This window comes from Bradyrhizobium sp. USDA 4516 (assembly GCF_054055915.1).
On sequence record NZ_JBSRXT010000001.1, the window covers coordinates 5,560,229 to 5,581,890 of the forward strand.

Sequence of the window (21,662 nt, forward strand, 5' to 3'; positions counted from 1 at the left end):
AGACATCACTTCGCGTCCGCGACTGGATGTGCAGGTTGTCCCCGGGCAGCTTCTTCGACTGCCGATCCGAAGCGCACCCGGGCTCTATCGCGCAGGGCGCAAAGCTCTTGAACGGCGCTCGCCGTCTCTTTGCTGGGGGCGGCTCCAGATGCATCGATGAATACAACTGAGGGGGAATAGTGTGACAAGAAAGCGTTCTTTGCTGACGCCTGGTCCATTGTCGTTATCGCTGGATGTCAGAAGCCAAATGCAGCTTGACCTTGCATCGCGCGATTGCGAGTTCAAGGAAGTGACCGCCCGCATGCGGCGGCTGATCCTCAATTTGCTGGCAAATGCCGACGACTATTCGGTGGTCCCGATTCAGGGAGGCGGCTCTTTTGCGATGGAAGCCGCTCTGTCAACATTCGTGTCTTCAGCCCACAAACCACTCGTTTGCATAAACGGCATCTATGGCGAGCGCATATACAAGATGCTGCGGCTATGGGGTGTCGAAGCGCAGACGCTTGCCAAGCGGGCGACCGACCGTTTGGATCCTCAGGAGATCGGCGAGCATCTGGACCGAAATCCCGGCGTTACGCACCTGTGTTTCGTTCATTGCGAGACCACGACCGGCATCGTCAATCCGCTGGATGCAATCGTGGAGGAGGCGAGACGGCGTGGCGTGAAGACGATCGTCGACGGGATGAGCTCTTTTGGCGGCATCGATATTGACCTGAGCAAGGGGGGGCCTGACGTCCTGGTCACGTCGAGCAACAAGTGCATAGAGGGGCCTCCAGGCGTAGCGTTTGTCATCGCCTCTCGCGAACTGTTGGAGAAAGCGGTTCAAGAGCCGAGGTCATTTGTGCTCGACGTGAGAGACCAATGGCTCTCGCTGGAGCGCACAGGTGAATGGCGTTCGACACCTCCCACCCATATCGTTCAGGCAACGACCAGGGCACTGGAGATCCTCGAGGAAGAGAGCGTTCCTGCCCGTCGCCGCAGGTATGAGAAGGTCAGGGACGATCTCCTCAAGGAGCTCGAGGGAGTGGTCTCCCCGCTGCTAGCCGCGAACGTGCAGTCGCCGGTCTGCGTTGCGTTCGTTGCGCCGTCGGGGATGGCGGATCAGGCAGCATTTGATGGGCTGTATCGCCACCTGGCGAGCCACAACCTTTACATCTACTCCAAGCTGCACGTTGCGACGCGGAGTTTCCGGATCGGCTGCATCGGGGAAATTCAATCCGGTTGGATTCAGCAGTTGGGTTGCGCCTTCCGGACATACTTCCGCCCTGGTCAGGGTGCCGCGGCGCGACCAATATCCGCCCAGGAGACATCCCAGGCCCTCGTCAAGGTGCCGCCTCGCGTGGCAGCGGGCGCGCAGGTGCCATGGTCCCCCGAGACTGCCGTTCTGCACGCGGGTTACCGTCGCGACCCGGTGACGAAAGCTGTGGCCGTGCCGATATATCAGAACACGGCTTATGAACTCGATGGCGATCTGAACCACATTGCCGATGTCTACAACGTAAAGGCTGATGGGTTCACCTATACAAGGATCATCAATCCGACGACGCGCGCGCTGGAAAGAAGGTATGCGGCGGTCGATACGGGAAGGGATTCGCTCGCCGTCGCATCAGGGCAAGCGGCAACCTTCCTTGCCATCGTCAACCTGGCAAGCGGGCAGGTCGGGGATAATGTCGTCGCCTCGCCATATCTGTATGGCAATACCTGGAACCTGCTCCATAACACGCTGAAGCGTCTTGGCATTAGCGTCAGGACGGCGGATCCTCGAAGGCCCGAGACGTTCGAACGTGCCATCGATGATCGCACGATATGCCTGTTCGGAGAGGTGATTTCGAACCCCTGTCTGATTCCGCTCCCGGTCAAGAAGCTGGCGGAGATCGGTCGGAAGTACGGCGTTCCCCTGGTGGTGGATAATACGACGACGCCACTGGTCTGTCGGCCGTCAGATCTCGGTGCTGCGATCACGACGTACTCCGCGACGAAATACATATGCGGCCATGGCACCACACTGGGCGGACTGATTGTCGACAACGGCAAGTTCAGCTACCGCGGCGCCTCCCGCTTTCCGTTGTTCAACGGTCCTGACGAGGCGCATGGCGGGATTATCTGGCGCAGCGCGCTGCAAGATGTCGACGATCTTGGAAAAAGCGAGTTTCTGCTGAAGGCCCGCATGACTTGGTTGCGCGATACGGGGGCTGCGATCGCTCCGTTTGCGAGCTTCCAACTGATCCAGGGGCTTGAGACGCTGCCGCTTCGCATGAAGCAGCATTGCGCCAACGCCAGGGTCGTCGCAGGCGCTCTCAAGGAGCATCCAAAGGTACGCCGTGTCTTCTATCCGGGGCTTTTCGAAGGAGCGGATCGGGAAACCGTCGACCAGACGCTCAACCCGGCATACGGGCACGGCGCAATGGTCATGTTCGAAGTGGAGGACGAGCTGGCCGGACGCAAGTTCATCCAGAACGTCGACTTGATGTATCACGTTTCGAATGTCGGAGATGCCCGCACACTGGTGACGCATCCTGTCTCCACGACACACACAACCGTTCCACGGGAAAAGCGCGAGGCCGCTGGCATATTTGGCGGTTCGATCCGGCTTTGCGTCGGCATCGAGGACGTCAACGACATTGTCCGCGATCTGCACAAAGCGCTCTCCGCAATCTGACAACCTGCAAGGCGATCAGGAAGGAATTCTCATGAATCAGCCAGAAGCTTGGAAACTGAGGTCGTCACGCTATGAGGCCGTTCCATTCAGCCGCGAGATCAATAAGCAGCTCTCCGAGCTGAGGCCCGATAACATAACGGGAGCGGCGTATATCGCGAAAGACTACGCCGTGATCGCAGCGTGCACGCTCGCGACCGTGTCGGTCTCATGGTGGTTGTATCCACTCGCAGTTCTTCTGATCGGCGCCTACCAGCGCGGATTGACGACTATCGCCCATGATGCGGCTCACCGCACGCTCGCGAAGAATACCACCTGGAACTACGTCCTCGGGATTCTATTCGCCGCCTATCCGCTGTTCCAGCGCCACTGGGCCTACCGGATCTCACACGTCTATTTGCATCATCCCTATCTCGGCGATCCTGACAAGGACCCCGATCTGAAGTTCTTCCTGGCCAACGGTGTTTACGACGTGCAGCCACCTGAGCGGTACGCGTTCAACCTGATCTGGAAGCCGATATTTGGCGGTGCGACAGTGGCGTACCTGAAGTATCTCTGGACCAACCGTTTTTCGATCAGAGATGCCGAGGACGAGAGCCGCTCAGGCATACTTATCGACAAATATGGCTTCTATCTTTTCTGGATCTGCATCCTGGGCGGATCATATGCCCTTGGGCTGCTCCACATCGTGGTCCTGTTCTGGATCGTGCCCTATCTCACCACGTTCCAGGTCCTTGGCTGGTTTGTCGAACTCGCCGAGCACTCGCCCATGTGCGAGACCGAAACGCAGAACGTCTATCTGACCAGGAATCGGAAGGGGAATTTCCTGGAGCGGGCCATCCTGGGGCAAAACCTGGATGAATATCACCTCGAGCACCACCTCTCGCCTGGCATCCCGTTCTGGCTGCTGCACAAAGCCCAGAAAATCAGGATGCAGGATCCAGCTTACGCAAAGGTTGCCGCAAGCTGGGGAGGGCTCTTCGTCAAGGGGCCGCAAGGTCAGCCAAGCGTCATCACTCAGTTGAAGGAGCGAAACCGGCGTCTGTATGAGCAGTCTGTGCGCGGTACCAACCCGAGTGGACAACTCGCGTGACATTGCAACGGCCATACAAAGCCCGTGCCGTGGTCGGCATCACCTCGAACCGTCTGTTGGTCGATGGCGTGCATCGTGATTGGTTGCGGCGCAAGTACGTCAAGGCCCTGCTTCATCATGCGGGACTGGCGTGCGTCATATTGCCGACGATCGACGCTGAAGATGCGTCGGTTGAAACCGCTCCGGCGATCATGCAGGCTCTCGACGGACTCGTGTTGACGGGAGACGAATCCAATGTCGATCCTGCGGTTTTGACGGCGCCTGCGTCCTGTCCGGGAGCTGATCAGCAGGACATCGAGAATGGAATCCGTGATCGTCCCCGGGACAGGCTATCCGCGGTAGCGATCAAGAATGCCATTGCGCAGGGAATGCCGATCCTGGGCATCTGCCGGGGGCTGCAGGAGCTCAACGTCTATTTCGGCGGCACGCTTCGCTCATCCCTTAGCGAGTGGAGTCTGGGGAGTGGCCAGATGCATGCCGAGAAGCCGGACCGCCCGAGAGATCGCCAGTATGATGTCGCGCATAGCATCAGGATATGTCCCGACGGTGCGCTCTTTCCGATCGCGCGCGCTGTCGAAGCGCAGGTCAACTCCCTGCACAATCAAGGCATAGAAGTGCTGGCCACTGCGCTAAGACGGGAGGCGTGGGCGCCTGACGGTCTGGTCGAATCGGTCTCGGTCGTGGGCGCGCCAACGCTGCAGATCGCTGTGCAATGGCACCCCGAATGGCACGCTTCAACCGATCTGCTGAGCAGGCGACTATTCACGGCATTCGGAGAGGCGTGCCTTGCCTACGCCGAACAAAGAAGCACAAGAGGCGGACAGTGACATTTCAAACCAAACGCGGTCCGCCCAGATCAAAAGGGGAGTGCACCGGAACCGACGCGCCGGCATGGTTCGGGATGCGCGCTGCGCCGCGGCAGCATCGAGGCAACGGCGGACGATCGACCAGCCGCTTCGCTCTGGGAGTTCTCTTTGTGGCGCTTTACGTCGTCCTGAGCGCGGCAGGCGAGGTGTATGCGGCATCGTATTTTCAGCAAGCAGACCTGTTCGTCGCTCTGTTGGTGTCCTTTGCCGCGGTATGTCTGTCGTTCAATCTGCTGGCTGGTCACGGGACGGGCAAGGCACGAGCCACGAAGCCAGCGCTCGTGGCTTTTGTGTCGCTCAACCTCGTGACCGCGATCAGCTGGATCGGATTGTTTGTCGGCCTGAAATACGCCGAACCTGCGATCGTCGTCGCGTTCATGGTGGCGCTGGGACCCGCCGCAACAGTGTGGTTGAACGCGCTGATCAGGCGGAAGGGCATCCCTCCGGCATCCGACATCGTCGTGAGCGCCACGATTGCGATAATTGGCGGCTACATGATCTGGATCTCGGTCAGCGGCAATGCGGGCGTGCAGTGGGGGCCTCGATCGTCTTTGGGTATCGTCCTCGCAATCGTGGCCGGCCTATCGCTGGCGCTTACAAATATACTTGTCAAACTGCTGTTCGAATACGGGTTTTCTGGTCGACAGGTATTGGCGCATCGGTTCTACGGAACGATTCTCCTGCTGCTGGGACTGGTCGACTATTCCTCCATGGTGCTTGAGATCTCGCAGCATTGGCCTGCGATCGCAGCGATTGGGCTCTCCACGATCATTGTTCCTTTGCTCTTGATCCAGGAGGGTATCCGCCGCGTCGAGCCCTTCACCGTCAACATGGTGCTGTCCACCGCCCCTGTCATCACGTTCCTGTTCCAGTACTTCGATTCTCGTATCGTGCCTTCGCTACATACGTTCGTTGGAAATCTTCTCATCACGATTGTCGCTGTCGGCAACGTCTACTCGCAGTATCGGAGGACCGCATGAACGAACGCAAATGTGTAATCGTCGACGCATATTCGACTGGCCGATTTCTACCTGAAGAGTTCAGGCGGTACGGAATTGGAACGGTGCACGTGATGTCAGCTGCACAGATTCCATCCATCTTCCAGTCGCATTTCAATGCGGACCTGTATGACGAAGTCATTCGTCCCCGCGAATGCATGGCCCACGACGAGATCGTTGAATTTCATCTTCAGGCGCTCCGCGGCAGGGAGCTGGAGTTCGTTATAGCGGGGTCCGAGACCGGAGTTGAGCTCGCCGATTCCATCTCGGAGCGGCTGGGCTTGCCTTCGAATGGGACGGCTCTGTCAGCCGCCCGGCGTGACAAATCGCGGATGTCCGAAGCGTTGGCCGCGGCAGGCGTGCGATCGATCAGGCAAGTCGTGTCCGACAATGCCGTTGAGATCGCAAGCTGGAAGCGTCAAGAGAACTTCGATGAGATCGTGATCAAGCCGCTGAACAGCACAGGCACGGAGGACGTGTTCTTTTGCTCGACTGATGCAGATGTTCAACGCGCTCTGGCTGCCATCGTCGGAAAGACAAACCGGGTCGGAGCGTTCAATGAACTGGCGCTTGCACAGGAGAAAATAAACGGTCAGCAGTATACCGTAAATGCCGTCTCGATCGATGGAGAAGCGTTCGTCACCGAGGCCTGGACCTACGAGACCGTTCTCGTCGAGGGAGCGTCATCGGTCTGCTCCCGCGAGTGGTTGCTGGGAGCCAAGGAGCCAATCGTTCTGGAGCTGTCCGATTATCTTGTGCGAGCGTTGCAGGCGCTTCAGATCGTCAACGGACCCGCGCATGCAGAGATCATCGTCGATGATCGCGGACCAGTTTTGGTCGACTTCGGAGCGAGACTGCAAGGAACCATGTCGGCAAAAGCCCGGACCATGGCATTGGGTGACAATCATATGTCGCTAACGGCCTGGCGGTACGCGGATCCCAAGGGCTTTGGTGAGTGTATGAGGTTGCGTGGCGCCTACAAGCGACAGGCTCATGCACTGTGCGTCTCGTTGATTTCCGATATGAGCGGCGTCGTTGCGGGTTACTCCGGATTAGATGCAATCCGCAACCTCTCGAGCTTCGCGGATGCCATTGCATTCGTTCCCATAGGCCAAAAGCTGATCCCGACGATCGACTTGGCGTCCACACCAGGCATCGTGTACCTCGTCAACAACGACCTGGTACAGCTTGAGGATGACTATCGCCAGTTGCGTACGCTGCGGATGAACCAGGTGTTCGATCTGATGGCGCAGGAAGGCGGCGAATGACCGACATCCGTGTGGCTCGCACGAATTCAACTCGTGCTGCGATGATTGGCGTAAGCGACTTTGACGGTATCCTTCGAGGTAAGCACGTCTTGGGTGAAGATCTCTCGGACGGGGATAAAGTCGTCAAGTTCTCTGAAGCGGTGCTGGCGTGGGATTGTGCGGACCGGGTCATTCCCGCAGGATTCACCCAAAAGCCGCTCTCAGCATTCGGAGATGCCGATCTACGTGTTCTGTCTGGCACCGGTCGTTTGGTGTCTTATCTCGGCGATCAGGATCTCTACCTTGCCGAGTTTACGGGCGCACATGAGGACATCTGCCCGCGAGGTATCCTGCGTAAAGTCCTGAAAAGGGCAGCTGATCACGGATACGGCTGCACGGCCGGGTTCGAGTTCGAGTTCATGCTGTTCAACGAGAACGCCGACACAATTGAGGACAAGCCGTTCGGCCAATGGGCTCCGTTCACGCGAGGTCCCTTCGGTTACTCGATTGCCCGCTCTGTCGCGCACCAGGAGCTGTTCGGCGAGATCCTGGCGCTTTGTGAGAAGGCCAGAATACCTCTCAGCGGCTTGCACTTCGAGACAGGGCCGGGCGTGATTGAAGCATCGCTTCATCATTGTGATGCCCTGGAAGCTGCGGATCGCGCGATCATCTTCAAGGCAATGATAAAAGCCTGGGCGCAGACGAAAGGCATGATGGCGACATTCATGGCCAAGGTTTGTGAGGAATGGCCCGGCCAGTCGGGCCATATTCACATCTCGATGTCCTCGGACGGCCAGAATGCGTTTTACGACAATAACGCGTTTCGCAACGTCTCAAAGATCATGAGGCAATTTATCGGCGGACAACTGAACTACATGAATGAGTTCTGTGTCCTCGCCGCGCCGAACTTCAATAGCTACAAGAGATTGGTCCCCGGCTACTGGGCGCCGGTCTGCCCAAGCTGGGGAATTGACAACCGCTCATGCGCGGTGCGGGCCATTCCGGGAGAGCCGTCTGCACATCGCCTTGAGTACAGGCTGGCCGGCGCAGACATGAACCCGTACCTCGCTCTCTCATGTGCCGTCGGTTCGGGCATGCTGGGCGTCGAGACAGATGCGGTCTTGCCGACTTCGATCGTCGGTGATGCAAGCATGGAGATGGGTTCTCGCTCCGGGAGGCTGCCTCAAAGCCTGTCCGAGGCAACATATTGGTTTGCACAGTCCCCGGCGGCCAATGATGTGTTCGGGGAAAGGTTTGTTGAGGCCTTTTCCTGCTCCCGCCGCTGGGAGTGGGAGGCCGTTCAACATCGGGTCACTGACTTTGAACGTCGGCGGTACTTCGAGATCATCTAGCTGTTCGCCCTATTGAGCATTGCAGCCGTTACGCTGCAGTTGATCAGGGCAAGGGCGTCCGTCCAGCACAGCCGCGCAAGTTTACGCCTGGACCTTTCCTTCGTTCGCCGTCTTACTGGAGGCTGGCGACCATCACAATCTTGCCACCCGATCTTGCTGCGCTTCAGCCGGCACCTCCGGCCGCAGAGCGCGACCGGAGGTTTATCCCAACAGGGCTTCGCGTCAGTGCCGCTTGCCGCTTATCGGCGTGCTGCTGATTGCGGTGTCGTCGACTGCCTCATTGTCGGATGCGTTGCCGTCGTCTGCATTCTTTGCGCCCTTGGTCGACTTCCTGCCCGCTTTTGCGCCCGCAGTCCTGAGCTTAGGTGAGGAGTCCTCATCATCGCTCATCCCGCTCTGTGTGCTTGTTCCTTGCACGCCTTTGCGAGCCTTGGCGTCCGCGGCAAGGCTTTGCGCAATGACTGGGTACGCAAGGAAAGCCGCAAGGCCACATGCGAGTACAGAGGTCTTCACCAATTTCATTCGTGTCTCCTGGATCGATTTGCTCGCAACGAACGATTTCGGCTCAACGCCGCGCCGTCCGCCTGCACCGCGTGCATCGTGTCAAGCGCACGAGCAGCGTGGCTTCATCTAATCTCTCTTGTGTGGTCATCGTTTAGGAGATTTGGGGTAAATTCGCGAAGTTGTTGTCTTACCTGTGGCGATACAACATCCGTATCGTCGGGAGGAGTCGAGGATCTGCGCTGCTGAAATCGCCGGAGTCCCCGGCCGGGGGAGATAGATGCGCGCGTCTGGCGGCTTTGAAGTTCTCACCTCTGCAGTCATCTCAAGGCAGGCACCGCTTTTGTCGTCGCGCTTGTCAGCATCCTGTAAGCTAGGCTCCGCAGTCTACCGCAATCCGAAGGCCGGCTTTGGCGGTTCTCACGGTGCTGGCCGGGATAGGGGAACGTCGCCGGGATTCTCGGTTGAATCGTCCCTATCGTGAGTCTGCGTTTGCGCGACGGTCCTCGCTTGGTGCGAAATCCGTCGCAGGGCCGCCCCTAGTGACGGCCTTACGGGGATTGTCGACCGCAACGACCTCCTGCGAGCCGCCATCGAAATAACGTTTAGGGTCATTCAAATGTCTGGCGGCTGGATACCTTGGGCCACGCGTCTTCACGGCCGCTGGTCCTTCGAACTTGATTGCATCGGGCGACGTCGATGCGCGCGGACCAGGCTGCTGGGTTCATTGCCGTCTCCCTGCGGGAGCGGGCTGTTGGCTGGCGCTGAAACCCCGGCTTGTGCCGGGTTTTCACCCTTCGGGCTTCCATCCCTGACGGTAGCTGCGGCGGCGCGGAATGTCATGGGCCTCGGCGGCCGATGAAAAAGGGAGAGGCAGAGTGGAGTGGCCTTGGCCATGACGGGTTGAGGGTCGGAGGAGAGTCTTCCGGCGCCCGTCATGGAGGTTGCTGCCATGAATACGCAGATTGTTGATGCCGGCCGCATTGCGAGCGGCGGATATAGAGTGGATGTGAGTCGCGGCGAGCGCGTCGGTCGGGTGTCCTCGGAGTGGTTTTCCCGCCCGGCGGATGAGCGTTACCTGTCGCTCGACGCACTGGCGCGCACGGTGCACGATCGCGCGAACCGCAGCCGGACACGCGTGGTCGAAAGCGCGCTTATCCAGGTCAACGCAAGCCGTGCCGACCCTGAGCGGCTGGCCTTGATGTTGCCCGGCTCCGACACACCGGTTGCGCCGACGCACTGGAGCTTCGGTCAGCTTGCAAGCCAGGTCGGCGCTCCGGCCGCTTACCTGCGGCAGCTCCCTGCGTCACTCGCAGCCATCAACCTGCAATATGGCTTGAACGCCAATCGCCTCGAGCAGATCAAAACGCTCGAGACCGAGGATAGCCGTGTCGAGCTTCGCGCCGTCACCGGTCCCGACTATGGCCGGATCTACGACCACGAACTGGTCGAGGCCGTACAGCGCATTGCCGGCAACGGCACAGGCGATACACGGTGGAAGGTGCCCGGTGTGCTCGACTGGTCGAGCGGCATCTACAATCCCTGCGTCGACATTTCCAAGGCCACGACGACCCTGTATGCATCAGACAGGGACGTTTTCCTCTTTCTGGTCGATGACTTGAATCCGATCGAAGCTGGTCGTCTTCGCGACGGCTCGCCCGACCTCTATTTCCGAGGCTTCTACTGCTGGAACTCGGAAGTCGGTGCGAAGACGCTCGGCATGGCGAGCTTCTATCTTCGTGCGGTTTGCCAGAATCGCAATCTGTGGGGCGTGGAAGATTTCGAGGAGATCACCATCCGCCATTCCAAATACGCAGCCGCACGCTTTGCTCACGAGGCAGCCCCGGCGCTGTCGAACTTCGCCAACTCCTCACCCATGCCTTTCGTCAACGGCATCAAGGCCGCTCGCGAGCGGATCGTGGCACGCAGTGACGAGGATCGCACCGAGTTCTTGCGCCGCCGCGGCTTCTCCAAGGCCGAGACAGGCAAGGTGATAGACGCAGTGCTGGCGGAGGAGGGCCGTCCGCCTGAAAGCATCTTCGACTTCGTGCAGGGCATCACCGCCGTCGCGCGTGACAAGCCGCATCAAGATGTCCGCCTGGACATGGAGGGCAGGGCCAAGAAGTTGCTCGACCGGGCAGCGTAATGTCAGCCAGGCCGGAGATCCAGGTCTCCGGCCTGGTACGTCTACCCTTTGGCCTCACAGGTGATGGGCGCTGCTTTCTCGCCGTCATGTCCATCGCGGGCCGACAGGTCCTGGCGGTTTCGGATTCTTGCGCGATTGAGACCTGCGAATGGGATTGCGACGACGACATTCGGAACATCTGGGTTCTCGGCACAACACGATCGGCTGACTCATGCGGTCGCCGCCACCAACCCACGTCCGTGCGTTCAGCTTCGTGTCCACGAAACCTATTGGCTCAGGGGCAGTCAACATAGGGCGCCTCTGCCACCGCCGGCTGCCATTGTGAGCTTCATCCGATCCGGGATGTGAACGGCGCGACCCGGTTTTTCCGATAGCACGGCAGCCGCCAACGAACGCCATTTGCCGCCGAAAGCCAGAGCGAGAGCAGGACGGACTTGTCCGCGAACGGGTTGGAGGCCGAGAGAGAGGCTCACGGTCGCCCGGTTCGGAGAAGCTGACATGGCAAGCGCCGTTCAGAGGAAGATCAAGCCGTCGCCGTCGCGGGACATCCTCTTCCGTAAACTCGTCTTGAGCCGGAAGGACGTAAGCCCGGTCAAAGCCGGCATTTTCACCGACGCAAGTAGTGTCGCCGTCGTGGCGAAGGTGCTCGGTGGCTACCCGGCTGCGCACCTCGTTGAGCGGGAGGGCGCGTGATGGTCTTTGATGCCTCAGAATTGGCACGCCGCCTCGCACGCGAGGCCGAGGGCGTATGCCGACACTATCTGTCCAATGGCAAGCGGGTGGGGCGGTACTGGGTGGTTGGCGACGTCCGCAACACGCCAGGACGCTCGTTGTTCGTGCGGCTCCAGGAATCGACGAAGGGGCCTGCCGGAAAGTGGACCGATGCCGCCACCGGAGAACATGGGGACCTGCTCGACATCATCCGCGAAAGTATGGCTTTACGAGATTTTCGCAAAGTGGCCGAGGAGGCGAGACGCTTTCTAACGCTACCTCGTTGCGAGCGGCAACCCGCCCCGAACGCCGTCAGTCCAGCAGCGCGAGCCGGATCGCAGCAAGCCGCCCGTCGCCTGTTCGCAATGTCCAGCCCCATCGACAGTACGGTGGTTGAAGCTTATTTGCGGCGTCGCGGAATAGTCAGTATCCACCATGGCGGCAGCTTGCGCTTCCATCCACGTTGCTATTATCGGCCGGACGAGCATCTGCCGATGGAAACGTGGCCAGCGATGATAGCCAGCGTCACGAATCTTAATGGGCGGATCTGCGGCGCGCATCGCACCTGGCTCGATCCGGACGGCTTTGATCGCATCCGGCTCGGCAAGGCTCCCATCGACACCCCACGGCGGGCCATGGGTGACCTGCTCGGTAACGCTGTTCGTTTCGGCCTGGTGGACGACGTGCTTGCTGCCGGCGAGGGCATCGAGACGATGCTGTCGCTGCGCTGCGTCCTGCCGACCTTGCCGATGGCTGCAGCGCTTTCGGCCAATCATCTCTCAGCAATGTTGCTGCCGCCCGGCTTGCGTCGGCTCTATATCGCCCGCGACGCCGATGCCGCCGGGGACGCCGTACAGGCCATCCTGACCCGGCGCGCGGACGACGCCGGCGTTGAAGCGATCTCGCTGTCGCCTCGGCTCGGCGACTTCAATGAAGATCTGCACATCTTCGGCCTTGAGGCCCTCCGGGCAGCGTTGTGGCTTCAACTCGTTCCTGACGATGCCGCCCGCTTCCTGCGCTCGTCCACGATCGAGGCCGGGGAGTCGCGGTAGTTCGACCGATGGCGAAAGATCGGTCATAGCCGAGGCCAATTGGTGGAGAGGACGCGACCTCCGGCCTTCTAGTGGGCGATCGGACGGCAAGCGGCACGGACCGGCAATGGCTGCGTCCGGCTATTTTCCGCCGCGCGCGGGCAATGAGAAGACACGATCGCGATTTGGCGAGCGTGCTTTGCATCGCGAAGCAAAATAGCCGGTCTTCGCCACCCTCCGCTGCCGCTTCGGCCCTCCGCTACCGCCCACGCCCTGCGGGCCTGGGCGGACAAGCCGCTCCGGGTTCTGGCCCGTTCCGCCCGCCGTCTGAGTGATCGCCACGAAGGCCGCGATGGGCGCGGCCGCTCCGCCAAAAGGACACCTTGCGATGACCGATCACGACGACATCGAACCGACGCATGCCCCGTCTCCGACCGAACACGTCCTCAGCGAATTGCAGCTCTTCGGCTATCGCCCCTTCGACGATCAGCCAGATCCAAGACCTCTCCCCGAGAGCCAGATGATCGCCGCTACCATCGTCGATATGTTCGATATCCTGGTTGCCGCGCTGAGCGATACACGGCTCGAACCGGATCTCAGCGAACTCCTCTGGTCAACCGTCAATCTGTTCCATCGGGCCGTCGATCGCATCGAACGCCAGCTCGACGACAATGAACAAGCGCAGCACAAGAGCCAGCGGGAGCAGAATGGGGCAGAGGTGCGATCGGTCGAGCTCGAGCGCCTGACGGCGGAGGGCATCACCTTGATCGAGCGCCGAAATTGCCTGGAGCTCTTCCGCGACCAGGCGATGGAGCAATTTGAGGTTCACACCGGCTCGTCCTGGCGTCCTCGGTCGGGCTCGCTGGTGAGCCACCGCACGCTCACGGCAGCCATGATCGACTCCCGCGACTTCATCGCCGCCAAGCGCCGTTCCCAGACCGAGGTCATGTTGCCGGCAGGACCGAAGATCGCACTCACCGGCGGGCTCGACTTCAACGACCACCACCTGATCTGGGATCGCCTCGACAAGGTTCACGCCAAGCATCCCGATATGGTTCTGCTCCATGGCGGATCCCCCAAGGGGGCCGAACTGATCGCTTCCAAATGGGCGACGGCCCGCAAGGTGCCCCAGATCGCCTTCAAGCCCGACTGGACGAAGCACGCCAAGGCGGCACCCTTCAAGCGCAATGATGCCATGCTCGAGCTCTTGCCGATCGGCGTCATGCATTTTCCGGGTACGGGAATCCAGGACAACCTCGCCGACAAGGCGAGGCGTTTCGGCATTCCCGTCTGGAAATTCGGCGGCGCGTGAGCGCCGTCTTTTTCAAACCATCGAGCGGAGTTGGACGCCTGGCACTCCGGCGCGTCCAGCTTTGTGTCCAAAGTTGCGGCTTGTGACGGCGGTGGAGATGCGATCGCAATCCATCTGAATGAAGCCGCCACCATGATCGCGCCTGGTCTTGTTGTTACCACACCACGCATTGGTTTGTTCTATCGGGCGGCCGTCGGGCGGCCAGTGGCCGCCGACCCCTTTCGTCGCACCTGGTGCTCACGCTTGCGCAGATCGGGCTGCTGACGCGTTTTGCGTTGGCGGCAGGTGACTGTTCCTGCTTGCGAAGGCCCGCCTGTTTGACCCGGCTGAACTGGTGGAGCAACAGTCTCAACCATTCTCATGGCCATGCGAAGAATGATCCCTCGTCAGCTTCCTCATCGAACAGGTTGCGCAGGATCGCCATCTTGCACGGGGGACGAGTGACTGGAGTGACAGGTATTGCGGCCCTCTTCGGAACGCTTCGACCAGGCTGCGCCGATTTTGGCCCGGCCCACCTCGTCGCCTGGCACGTTGAGCCGTTCTCGATTGTTCTCTCATGACGACACCGCCCTTTGCGGCAGGTTGTTTCTCTTTGTTCGCCGAGTCGTTCCAACTTCTTGTGCAGCCCAACCGAGATTTGCCAAGTCTTCTTCCGAGCTTGCGATCCAGCCCGCGGACGCACGTGGCCTCTTGGATGGCTTGATCTGGCCGAAGACCGGCTCCGCCTCGATCGTCTGAGCCGCAACGCCGTTGATGCGACTTTCTTCCCCTGGGCTTCGCCCATTCCTCGCGAGGCAAGAAAGTCGCCACAACGGCGTCCTCCGCTGCGCTCCGGCCCGCAAGGGGTGCGTCGCCGATCGTCCTCGGCCTTTAGATCGCCATCGAGGCCGCGGTGGTCGCGGGCTCGAAACACAACAGGAGAAGTGACATGGCTAACATCGGTTCTTTCAAGAAGGTGGGCAACGATTTCCAGGGCGAGATTGTCACCCTGAGCCTGCAAGCCAAGGGCGTCCGTATCGTCGCCGAGACCAACCGCTCCAACGACAACGCTCCGAGCCACCGCATCTACGTGGGCCGGGCCGAGATCGGGGCCGGCTGGTCCAAGCGCTCCAACGAGGGTCGCGACTATCTGAGCCTCAAGCTCGACGATCCGAGCTTCACCGCTCCGATCTTCGCCAACCTGTTCGCCGACGAGGAAGACGAGGGCTTCAGCCTGATCTGGTCCCGTCCCAGCCGTCGCAACGGCGACTGACCCGATCCACAATGCCTCGCCCGGCTGGACCGGGCGGGGCATTACCCTGCGCGGGAGCCGGCCGCGATCTTGCGGCAGTGTCGCACCTCGACCATGCCAGCTTCGCAGGACGGACGCACCGATTCCCTCAAGGAGCTCTAGTCTCAACCGACCGAAGGCGCGTCGTCGTGCTTGAGGTGTCGCTTTCGGATATTGTAACTCACCAGCCAGATGACGCCGACCGCGATCGGCACGAAGGCTGCGGTCAGGAACGAGGGCTCTACTCGCAGTCCGACATCGTGCGCGCCCTTGGCAAGATAGCTAAACAGGCTGACCACATAATATCCTATCGCCCCGACCGACAATCCTTCGACCGTGCACTGCAGCCGAAGTTGCTGTCTCGCGCGCTCGTTGATAGCCTGCAACAGGTCACGATTCTGTCGTTCGATTTCGACGTCGACCCGAGTTCGCAACAGATCGGCGGCACGCGCGAGCTTGACCGACAGAGTCGCCTGACGATCCTCCACAGTCGCGCAGGTTCGCATCGCCGGCGCCATGCGGCGCGCCAGAAACGACGACCAGGTTGGATAGCCCGAGACATCGTTGCCTTCAATGATGGACAGTCGCGATTGGACCAGCTCGTTATAGGCCCTGCTCGCGCCGAAGCGAAACAGGCTGCCGGTCGCGCCTCTTTCGAAGGATGCGGCCAGCGCCGTCAGCTCGGCAAGCAGATGGTTGTTGAACTGCAGCCCTTCACCGCTTTGCATTTTCTCGAGTGCCTCAACAAGACGGCGGTCGATCCGATCAACAGATGGTGCAAGCTCAAGGGCCGCCGACAGACCAAGAAGCGCCAATGGACGGTAGGTCTCGATTTCCAGGAGCCGTTGCACCAGGGCGCCGAGATCGTGCGACGTCAACCCGAGGTCGCAGACGAGGATTTTCGTGAAGCCTTTTTCGTCTACGCGGAAGTCTGAGGCCGCAACGCCTGCGCCGCTCTTTGTCGCAACCATGGCCAGGCTGTTCTTGTCAAAAATCTGTTCGGCCCGCCTGGTCGGCGAGGCGTCCTGCTCCACTTCCAGCCTGATCGCGACCAGCAACTGTCCGGTCTGACGCAACGCACGGATCAGCGATCGGACGGTACCATCAACTTTGTCAAATTGGTCTGCGGCAGAGCAATTTGCGTTAGTCCAGATCCAGGTGAACGTTGTAAATTCCGAATGCTGCTCCCAGCGTAGCGTAGCGGGCCCGATGACAATCTGATGAAGTTTCGCCGATTGCTCAGGCGGCGTAAGATTGCGCTCGAGGCAAAAATCGATAAAACGACAGCGATCGCTCGTGGCCGCCTCGCCCTGTGCAAGAAAAGCGAAGTGGATCACGCTGAAGGGCGAAACAAGGCGCGTGAAAGGGCGCGCGTGCACTTCGCCGAGCACAGCGTCGCGTTGCGGATGTGGCGTGAAGGTTCGCAGATCCAGTTCATCGATCATGTATTGACGCCTTGCTTCAGGGTGAGCAGGCAACCGTTGACGCGGGAGGCAATGGCCGTGCCGGGAAACGGTTGCGCGCGGCCAGGTTGCTGATCAAGTCATGTCGACGATCATTACCGAGGCCGCCTTGAACTCGGGAAAGAGGACTTGCGGGAGGAGGGGCAGGCCAGGCTGATTGAGATTGAGCAGCATCATCCAGCTTTCGAACGACGCCATCAACGACATCCGCCGGGCATGGTCCGATGTCTATGGCGAAATGCCGGCGTCGCGGCTCCATAGGTGTAGCGGTGCGCCAGCAAGCCGTTCCGCGACCCTGACGGTGGCGCGCGGCACCGTCCGACGAATGCCTAGATTTACGCGGACAGGGTTGTCTGTCTCCGAATCCCACCAACATCGCGCGGCACCGAAGGGGTGCCGCGTGCAAGTGAAGATGCGCCGGCCCTCCTCTGAAGGCAGTTTTCCGGTCGCATGACCGATGCCGCGCGAGGTCGTGGCAAGCAGGAACGTCTTCCGTTCTCCCAGCGTGGTGCAGACAAACGATCTCGGGTGCGGCAACCGCATTGTCGATTGACGGATCGAGGTCCAAACGCGACTCCCATCTTGTTGCCGTCGTCAAACTCCCTGGCGCAGAGAGCCGGTGCAGGATTTGGGCCAGCACTATAGAAGGGCACTCATGCGTCGTTTTTACGCAATGTGGCTTTCGAAGACAGTCGGAGGCGGGTTTCAGACATGAAGCGCGCTTGTATTCTGACAGAATGCGCACGTGGCACAGGCCGCGTTAATGCCGTGGTTTCGGCAAGGCGATCGCTCGCCCGGCCGCTGCCATTGTCTGAGCGGCCACGCTCTGGCTGGATTTGTCGATGCAGAGCCCTGCGAGTGACCGCGCGCGGACCCGCGGGACATGGGCTCGGCGATGGGCTGATAACGTCACATCGAGTGAGGTTGACTGGATCACGCAGCTGGAGCTTTCGCCGTCCTCGTCTTTGATGCGTCACTCAGAGCAGCCCAAGCGTCGCGGTTTGACCGAATACTCGTTATAGCTAAGCCCTACAGGAGTGAACGAAAGCGTAGACCGGTCCTGAGGTTCAATCAACCTGATGTCTATCCCGCTACACGCTGACACATGATCATTGTCGAGGGATTGAGGGTCATTTCGTATGGTCGATTCCGAATTGGCTGCCCTTTGCGACCGGTTCTGGACGAAGTGTGCGAAGATGTATCGCGTGACGAGCATGGTGCCGAACTCACGTCGCCTGCAAACTCCTGGAAGCCGCCAGCCGCGGAGAGACGTCGGTCCGATGCTCTCAGGAAAATTGGCCGAGCGGCATTGGCCAGTGCACCTCCGATGTGGCGTTAGGACGCAATCGGCTGGGGAGACTTGCGCAGAGTTCCATGAAGGCGTCCGCTCGGCGGGTAAGCGATCACAGGTGCGGTTCGTACGTTTCATGCAGACATCGCGCTTTGACTCATTGCCCGTCGGGCTAGACTACTTAGTTAGCTGCGCGGTCTGTTCACGCAAACAGGTTGTTCTGAGGTTGATCGTGCTATCGGAAAGAATCTATGGCGGGGGTCAAAAGACCGTATGCCTTTCCTTCCGTTCATAGTTATTGTCACCTTTTCCGTCCTGGTCGGCCTCGCATCGGGAGCGACCGCAGCCACACCAAACCGCGCGAAGCACATAGCGCCGCCACCGCCGGACCTTTACTGTCTGCAAAGGCGCAGCTGGGGCTATACAGGCAATTGCCAGTTCTGAACCTATAGACGTTGCCAGGCCACTGCATCGGGCACGTACGCACATGCGCAACCTGCCGGCGGACCGCAATCTGCGTTGATTGCCGTGCTGGTGTTTGGCGGGCCTCACGACTGGCATGCCAAGCAATAGGATGATTTTGCCGCCAGCGCGCGAGATCTCAGCGCTGAGTTTCTATGGCCGTGTGGCGATCAATCCTCCGGCTGCTGGTCGGATCGCAATCGCAGGAAGCGGCGCAAGCTATTGTTGATGACATTCTTTCCGCGCTCGGCACAATGCGCGCTGCAATCGAGCAGCCGACGACCATCGCGCCCTTGGCGCGGCCGAGTTGACGCAGGTTGCAAGTGACCGCCATCAGCTCGGGCGCCACCCATGCTCGAAAGCATAGGTGGGATTGATACCGCAATGGGTAAGAGAGCTGCAGTGCGATTTTGACGCGCTGAAAATCGTTGGCACCTTTGCCGAAAGATCGCCCCTTTTAGTGGCTGGCGTGCCGTGCAGCAGGACAGCGAACCGCGAGGGCGCCCCCAAAGAGAAAGTCGTCGGAGCACGCGCCCCAACCGCGGAATGCGCGCGGCCGCCATCCCTTCGTCAGGCCCGATCGATCTCGCACCCGTCGTTCTATTCGGCGGTGCTGAGGCTTTCCGCATGCGTGTAAGCTCTGATTTGCGATCCGATAAAGCAACGGTTCTGTACGAAACGAACAGAGCTCGTCTTCAATTTTAACCGGTCCAAGCCTCAACAATGAATCCGGCGCGCCGCGAGGTGTCGCGAGGCGGCTGGTACAATCAAGAGTTTATCTTTTGTCAAAGATTTGCCGCGACCTTCCAGAGCTGGCGCCAACGCTACAACCAGTCCTGCAGGGTCCCGGAATGAGGACATATCTGAACTCCTGGCTCTCGAAGCTCCTAGCCGGAGATTTGGTGGCATTTGGTGGGCCGGCCACCGATGAAGCGGTTGCAGGATACATTCGTGCCGAGCAGATCTCCCTCGTGCTTGGTTATTCGCTGGGCATCATGCTGGCCAACGCCTGCAATGCGACCGTGCTCGCAATTGCGCTTTGGCATTCGCCCGACAGAAACTTTGCCCTGATCTGGGCGGCGACTGTCGTCTGCGGCGCGCTATCGATAGGCCTGAAAGCGCGTTCATCACGACTGATGACGAAGCCCCAGTTCGTGTCGCGCCAGGCCATGCACCGGCTGGTACGGAATGCGCTGGTTCTCGGAACCGCCTGGGCAATTGTGCCGGTGGCTTTCTTCGCGAACGCCTCCAATGGCGGGCAGCTCGTCATTACATGTCTCTGCTCTGGAATGCTTGCAGGTGGCGCATTCGCCTTCGCCACGATTCCGGTGGCGGCAGTTGCGTTCACGGCTCCGATCTTTGTGGGTACGGCAATTTGCCTCGGCAGAAACGACGATTTCGCCTATCTGCTCGTCGCTATCCTGGTCGTGGCCTATGGCTTCGTGCTCCTGCGCGGCGTTTTCGCCCATTCCTTCGAATTTACCAGACGCGCCATTGCTCAACTGGAGGCCGAAAGGAGGGGCCGACGGGATACCCTGACCCAACTTCCGAACCGTTTTGCCTTCAATGAGAGCCTAGAAGGTGCCCTCAACGGGCTCGCCCGCACGGGCGAGGAATTCGCGGTTCTTCTTCTCGACCTCGATCGCTTCAAGGACGTGAACGACAAATTCGGCCATCTCGCTGGCGATGAATTTCTCGTGCAGGCGGCGGTGAGACTACAGCGATGCGTACGCCAGACCGATACAGTTGCGCGCATCGGTGGCGATGAATTTGCGCTTGTTATGACCAATCTGACCAAGGTGGAGGACGCCTTGGAAGTCGCCGAGCGGTTTGTCGGCGCCTTCGCCGAACCATTCGCGATCGAAAAATGCGAGATCACGGGGGCGACCAGCGTCGGAATCGCAGTGGCCCCGCGCGACGGCGACGTACCTCATGTGCTCCTCAGGAATGCCGACATTGCGCTCTATCGTGCCAAGCAAGCGGGGCCGGGAACGATCTGCTTCTTTGAGATCAACGACGACAAATCAGCGCACGAGCGCAGGGCGTTGCAGCGGGATCTGGAGCTCGCGATCGACAGAGACGAACTGTTCCTCCTCTACCAACCTTTCTTTGATATTCACGCGAACCGAATCACCGGCTTTGAGGCGTTGCTGCGCTGGCGGCATCCCGTCCGTGGAATAATTTCTCCGACCGAGTTCATCCCAATCGCCGAAGAAACCGGACTGATCCACGGAATCGGTGAGTGGGTGGTCCGACGCGCCTGCGCGACGCTATCGAACTGGCCGTCGGACCTCAGGGTAGCCGTGAATTTTTCGGCGGCTCAATTCCATAACACCAGCATCCTGCAGACAATCGTGCAGGCCCTCTCCCAAGCCAGAGTTGCTCCTCATCGTCTCGAAATCGAAATAACCGAGTCGATGCTGATCTCGAAGTACGCGCCGGCGTCATCGATCCTGACGTCACTCCTGCAATTGGGAGTGACGGTGGCACTTGACGATTTCGGAACGGGATATTCGTCGCTGACTTATTTGCTGAAACTGCCTTACACTCGCATCAAGATCGACCAGTCTTTCATACGGGACATGCTGAGACGACCGGATAATGCGGCGATCGTAAAATCGATCATCACACTGACGCGGGACCTGCGGATCGGCGTGGTCGCCGAAGGCGTCGAAACAACCGAGCAACTCGACTATTTGCGTCAAACCAATTGTGATGAAGTGCAAGGATACCTCATCGGTCGACCGGTCGCGGAGGATCACATTTTCGCTCTGCTCCATCAAGACAAGCAATGGTCGACGCCCGCCGCTTGAATGACGTGGTCGCTGCGTTATCGTCCCTCGAAGTGATCAAGTTTGAGTTCTTCTTTCAGCTGCTGATGGGCCTGTTCGCAAATCCATCGTGCCTTGATGGTGGCGGCTAGTGTCCGCAGATCTGTCGCGGCGGGCAGGTTGGCGCGATAGTATTTTTTGTCCCCGGACGCGTGTTGCTGGTCGATGAGCCAAGCTTCGTCGCCTGGCAGATGCTGTTGACCCTTGTCCCATATTCGCTGAGGAGGTTCGTCGGCGGTGCGCACACGGACAGCAGCAAATCGGGCTTTCAACCGACCTTTGGTCCCGCTGCGCCAACTCGCAGTTTTCCACTTGGTGGCCAGCATGTCTTCGGCCGCGATCGATAGAATATCTGGCACGTGGCGCTTATACGAATTCGGCTGGCCAGCAAGGGCAAGCTTGAAGTGTCAACAATTTGAAGTCGCTAATGAT

15 protein-coding genes and 1 pseudogene are annotated in these 21,662 nt (G+C 59.8%); 12 read left to right on the plus strand and 4 right to left on the minus strand.

The window, feature by feature from the left end; genetic code table 11:
• Positions 1–247 precede the first annotated feature (247 nt).
• Genes ACVI1L_RS25410 through ACVI1L_RS25435 form a run of 6 tightly spaced genes read left to right on the plus strand, consistent with a single transcriptional unit; the run spans position 248 to position 8,212 of the window.
• Entirely contained in the window at positions 248–2,659 is a 2,412-nt protein-coding gene (locus ACVI1L_RS25410) for a 2-aminoethylphosphonate--pyruvate transaminase (RefSeq protein WP_456784150.1), read from the plus strand.
• Between the two features lie 31 nt (positions 2,660–2,690).
• On the plus strand, positions 2,691–3,749 hold the full coding sequence (gene rtxC / locus ACVI1L_RS25415; protein WP_253640530.1) for a dhydrorhizobitoxine desaturase: 1,059 nt from the start codon (positions 2,691–2,693) through the stop codon (positions 3,747–3,749).
• On the plus strand, positions 3,746–4,576 hold the full coding sequence (locus ACVI1L_RS25420; protein ID WP_456784151.1) for a gamma-glutamyl-gamma-aminobutyrate hydrolase family protein: 831 nt from the start codon (positions 3,746–3,748) through the stop codon (positions 4,574–4,576). The genes rtxC and ACVI1L_RS25420 overlap by 4 nt, the downstream gene beginning before the upstream one ends.
• Complete coding sequence (locus ACVI1L_RS25425; protein ID WP_456784152.1) at positions 4,573–5,595, plus strand: EamA family transporter; 1,023 nt, start codon at positions 4,573–4,575, stop codon at positions 5,593–5,595. Before ACVI1L_RS25420 ends, ACVI1L_RS25425 begins: the two co-directional genes overlap by 4 nt.
• Positions 5,592–6,881: an ATP-grasp domain-containing protein gene (locus tag ACVI1L_RS25430; protein WP_456784153.1), complete on the plus strand. Its 1,290-nt coding sequence runs from the start codon at positions 5,592–5,594 to the stop codon at positions 6,879–6,881. Before ACVI1L_RS25425 ends, ACVI1L_RS25430 begins: the two co-directional genes overlap by 4 nt.
• Positions 6,878–8,212 (plus strand): glutamine synthetase family protein, encoded by a 1,335-nt coding sequence (locus ACVI1L_RS25435; protein WP_456784155.1) that lies wholly within the window; start codon positions 6,878–6,880, stop codon positions 8,210–8,212. Before ACVI1L_RS25430 ends, ACVI1L_RS25435 begins: the two co-directional genes overlap by 4 nt.
• Before the next feature lie 222 nt (positions 8,213–8,434).
• On the opposite strand, the gene ACVI1L_RS25440 is transcribed toward ACVI1L_RS25435, so the two are convergent.
• Positions 8,435–8,734, minus strand: a complete 300-nt coding sequence (locus ACVI1L_RS25440) for a hypothetical protein (protein ID WP_456784156.1) — start codon at positions 8,732–8,734, stop codon at positions 8,435–8,437.
• 931 nt (positions 8,735–9,665) lie between these two features.
• Here ACVI1L_RS25440 and ACVI1L_RS25445 point away from each other — a divergent pair.
• The 5 genes from ACVI1L_RS25445 to ACVI1L_RS25465 all read left to right on the plus strand — a co-directional run bounded on the left by ACVI1L_RS25445 (position 9,666) and on the right by ACVI1L_RS25465 (position 15,165).
• Positions 9,666–10,859 (plus strand): DUF932 domain-containing protein, encoded by a 1,194-nt coding sequence (locus ACVI1L_RS25445; RefSeq protein ID WP_456784157.1) that lies wholly within the window; start codon positions 9,666–9,668, stop codon positions 10,857–10,859.
• A gap of 498 nt (positions 10,860–11,357) precedes the next feature.
• Positions 11,358–11,552 (plus strand): hypothetical protein, encoded by a 195-nt coding sequence (locus ACVI1L_RS25450; protein WP_456784158.1) that lies wholly within the window; start codon positions 11,358–11,360, stop codon positions 11,550–11,552.
• On the plus strand, positions 11,552–12,622 hold the full coding sequence (locus tag ACVI1L_RS25455; protein ID WP_456784159.1) for a DUF7146 domain-containing protein: 1,071 nt from the start codon (positions 11,552–11,554) through the stop codon (positions 12,620–12,622). The genes ACVI1L_RS25450 and ACVI1L_RS25455 overlap by 1 nt, the downstream gene beginning before the upstream one ends.
• Before the next feature lie 367 nt (positions 12,623–12,989).
• Positions 12,990–13,913 (plus strand): DUF2493 domain-containing protein, encoded by a 924-nt coding sequence (locus ACVI1L_RS25460; RefSeq protein ID WP_456784160.1) that lies wholly within the window; start codon positions 12,990–12,992, stop codon positions 13,911–13,913.
• 928 nt (positions 13,914–14,841) lie between these two features.
• Positions 14,842–15,165, plus strand: a complete 324-nt coding sequence (locus ACVI1L_RS25465) for a DUF736 domain-containing protein (protein ID WP_456784161.1) — start codon at positions 14,842–14,844, stop codon at positions 15,163–15,165.
• A gap of 143 nt (positions 15,166–15,308) precedes the next feature.
• Here ACVI1L_RS25465 and ACVI1L_RS25470 read toward each other — a convergent pair whose 3' ends face one another.
• Both ACVI1L_RS25470 and ACVI1L_RS25475 read right to left on the minus strand, forming a co-directional pair.
• The gene (locus tag ACVI1L_RS25470; protein ID WP_456784162.1) at positions 15,309–16,628 is read right to left on the minus strand and encodes a DUF3422 family protein; all 1,320 of its coding nucleotides are present in this window, start codon (positions 16,626–16,628) and stop codon (positions 15,309–15,311) included.
• A gap of 93 nt (positions 16,629–16,721) precedes the next feature.
• A complete protein-coding gene (locus tag ACVI1L_RS25475) occupies positions 16,722–16,844 on the minus strand; it encodes a hypothetical protein (protein WP_456784164.1) in 123 nt (40 codons plus the stop codon).
• Positions 16,845–19,250: 2,406 nt separating this feature from the next.
• Here ACVI1L_RS25475 and ACVI1L_RS25480 point away from each other — a divergent pair.
• Complete coding sequence (locus ACVI1L_RS25480) at positions 19,251–21,212, plus strand: putative bifunctional diguanylate cyclase/phosphodiesterase (RefSeq protein WP_456784165.1); 1,962 nt, start codon at positions 19,251–19,253, stop codon at positions 21,210–21,212.
• A 20-nt stretch (positions 21,213–21,232) separates the two neighbouring features.
• Here the strand turns inward: ACVI1L_RS25480 and ACVI1L_RS25485 are convergent.
• A pseudogene (locus ACVI1L_RS25485) lies at positions 21,233–21,598 on the minus strand (IS701 family transposase); the annotation flags it as partial.
• Between the last annotated feature and the right edge of the window lie 64 nt (positions 21,599–21,662).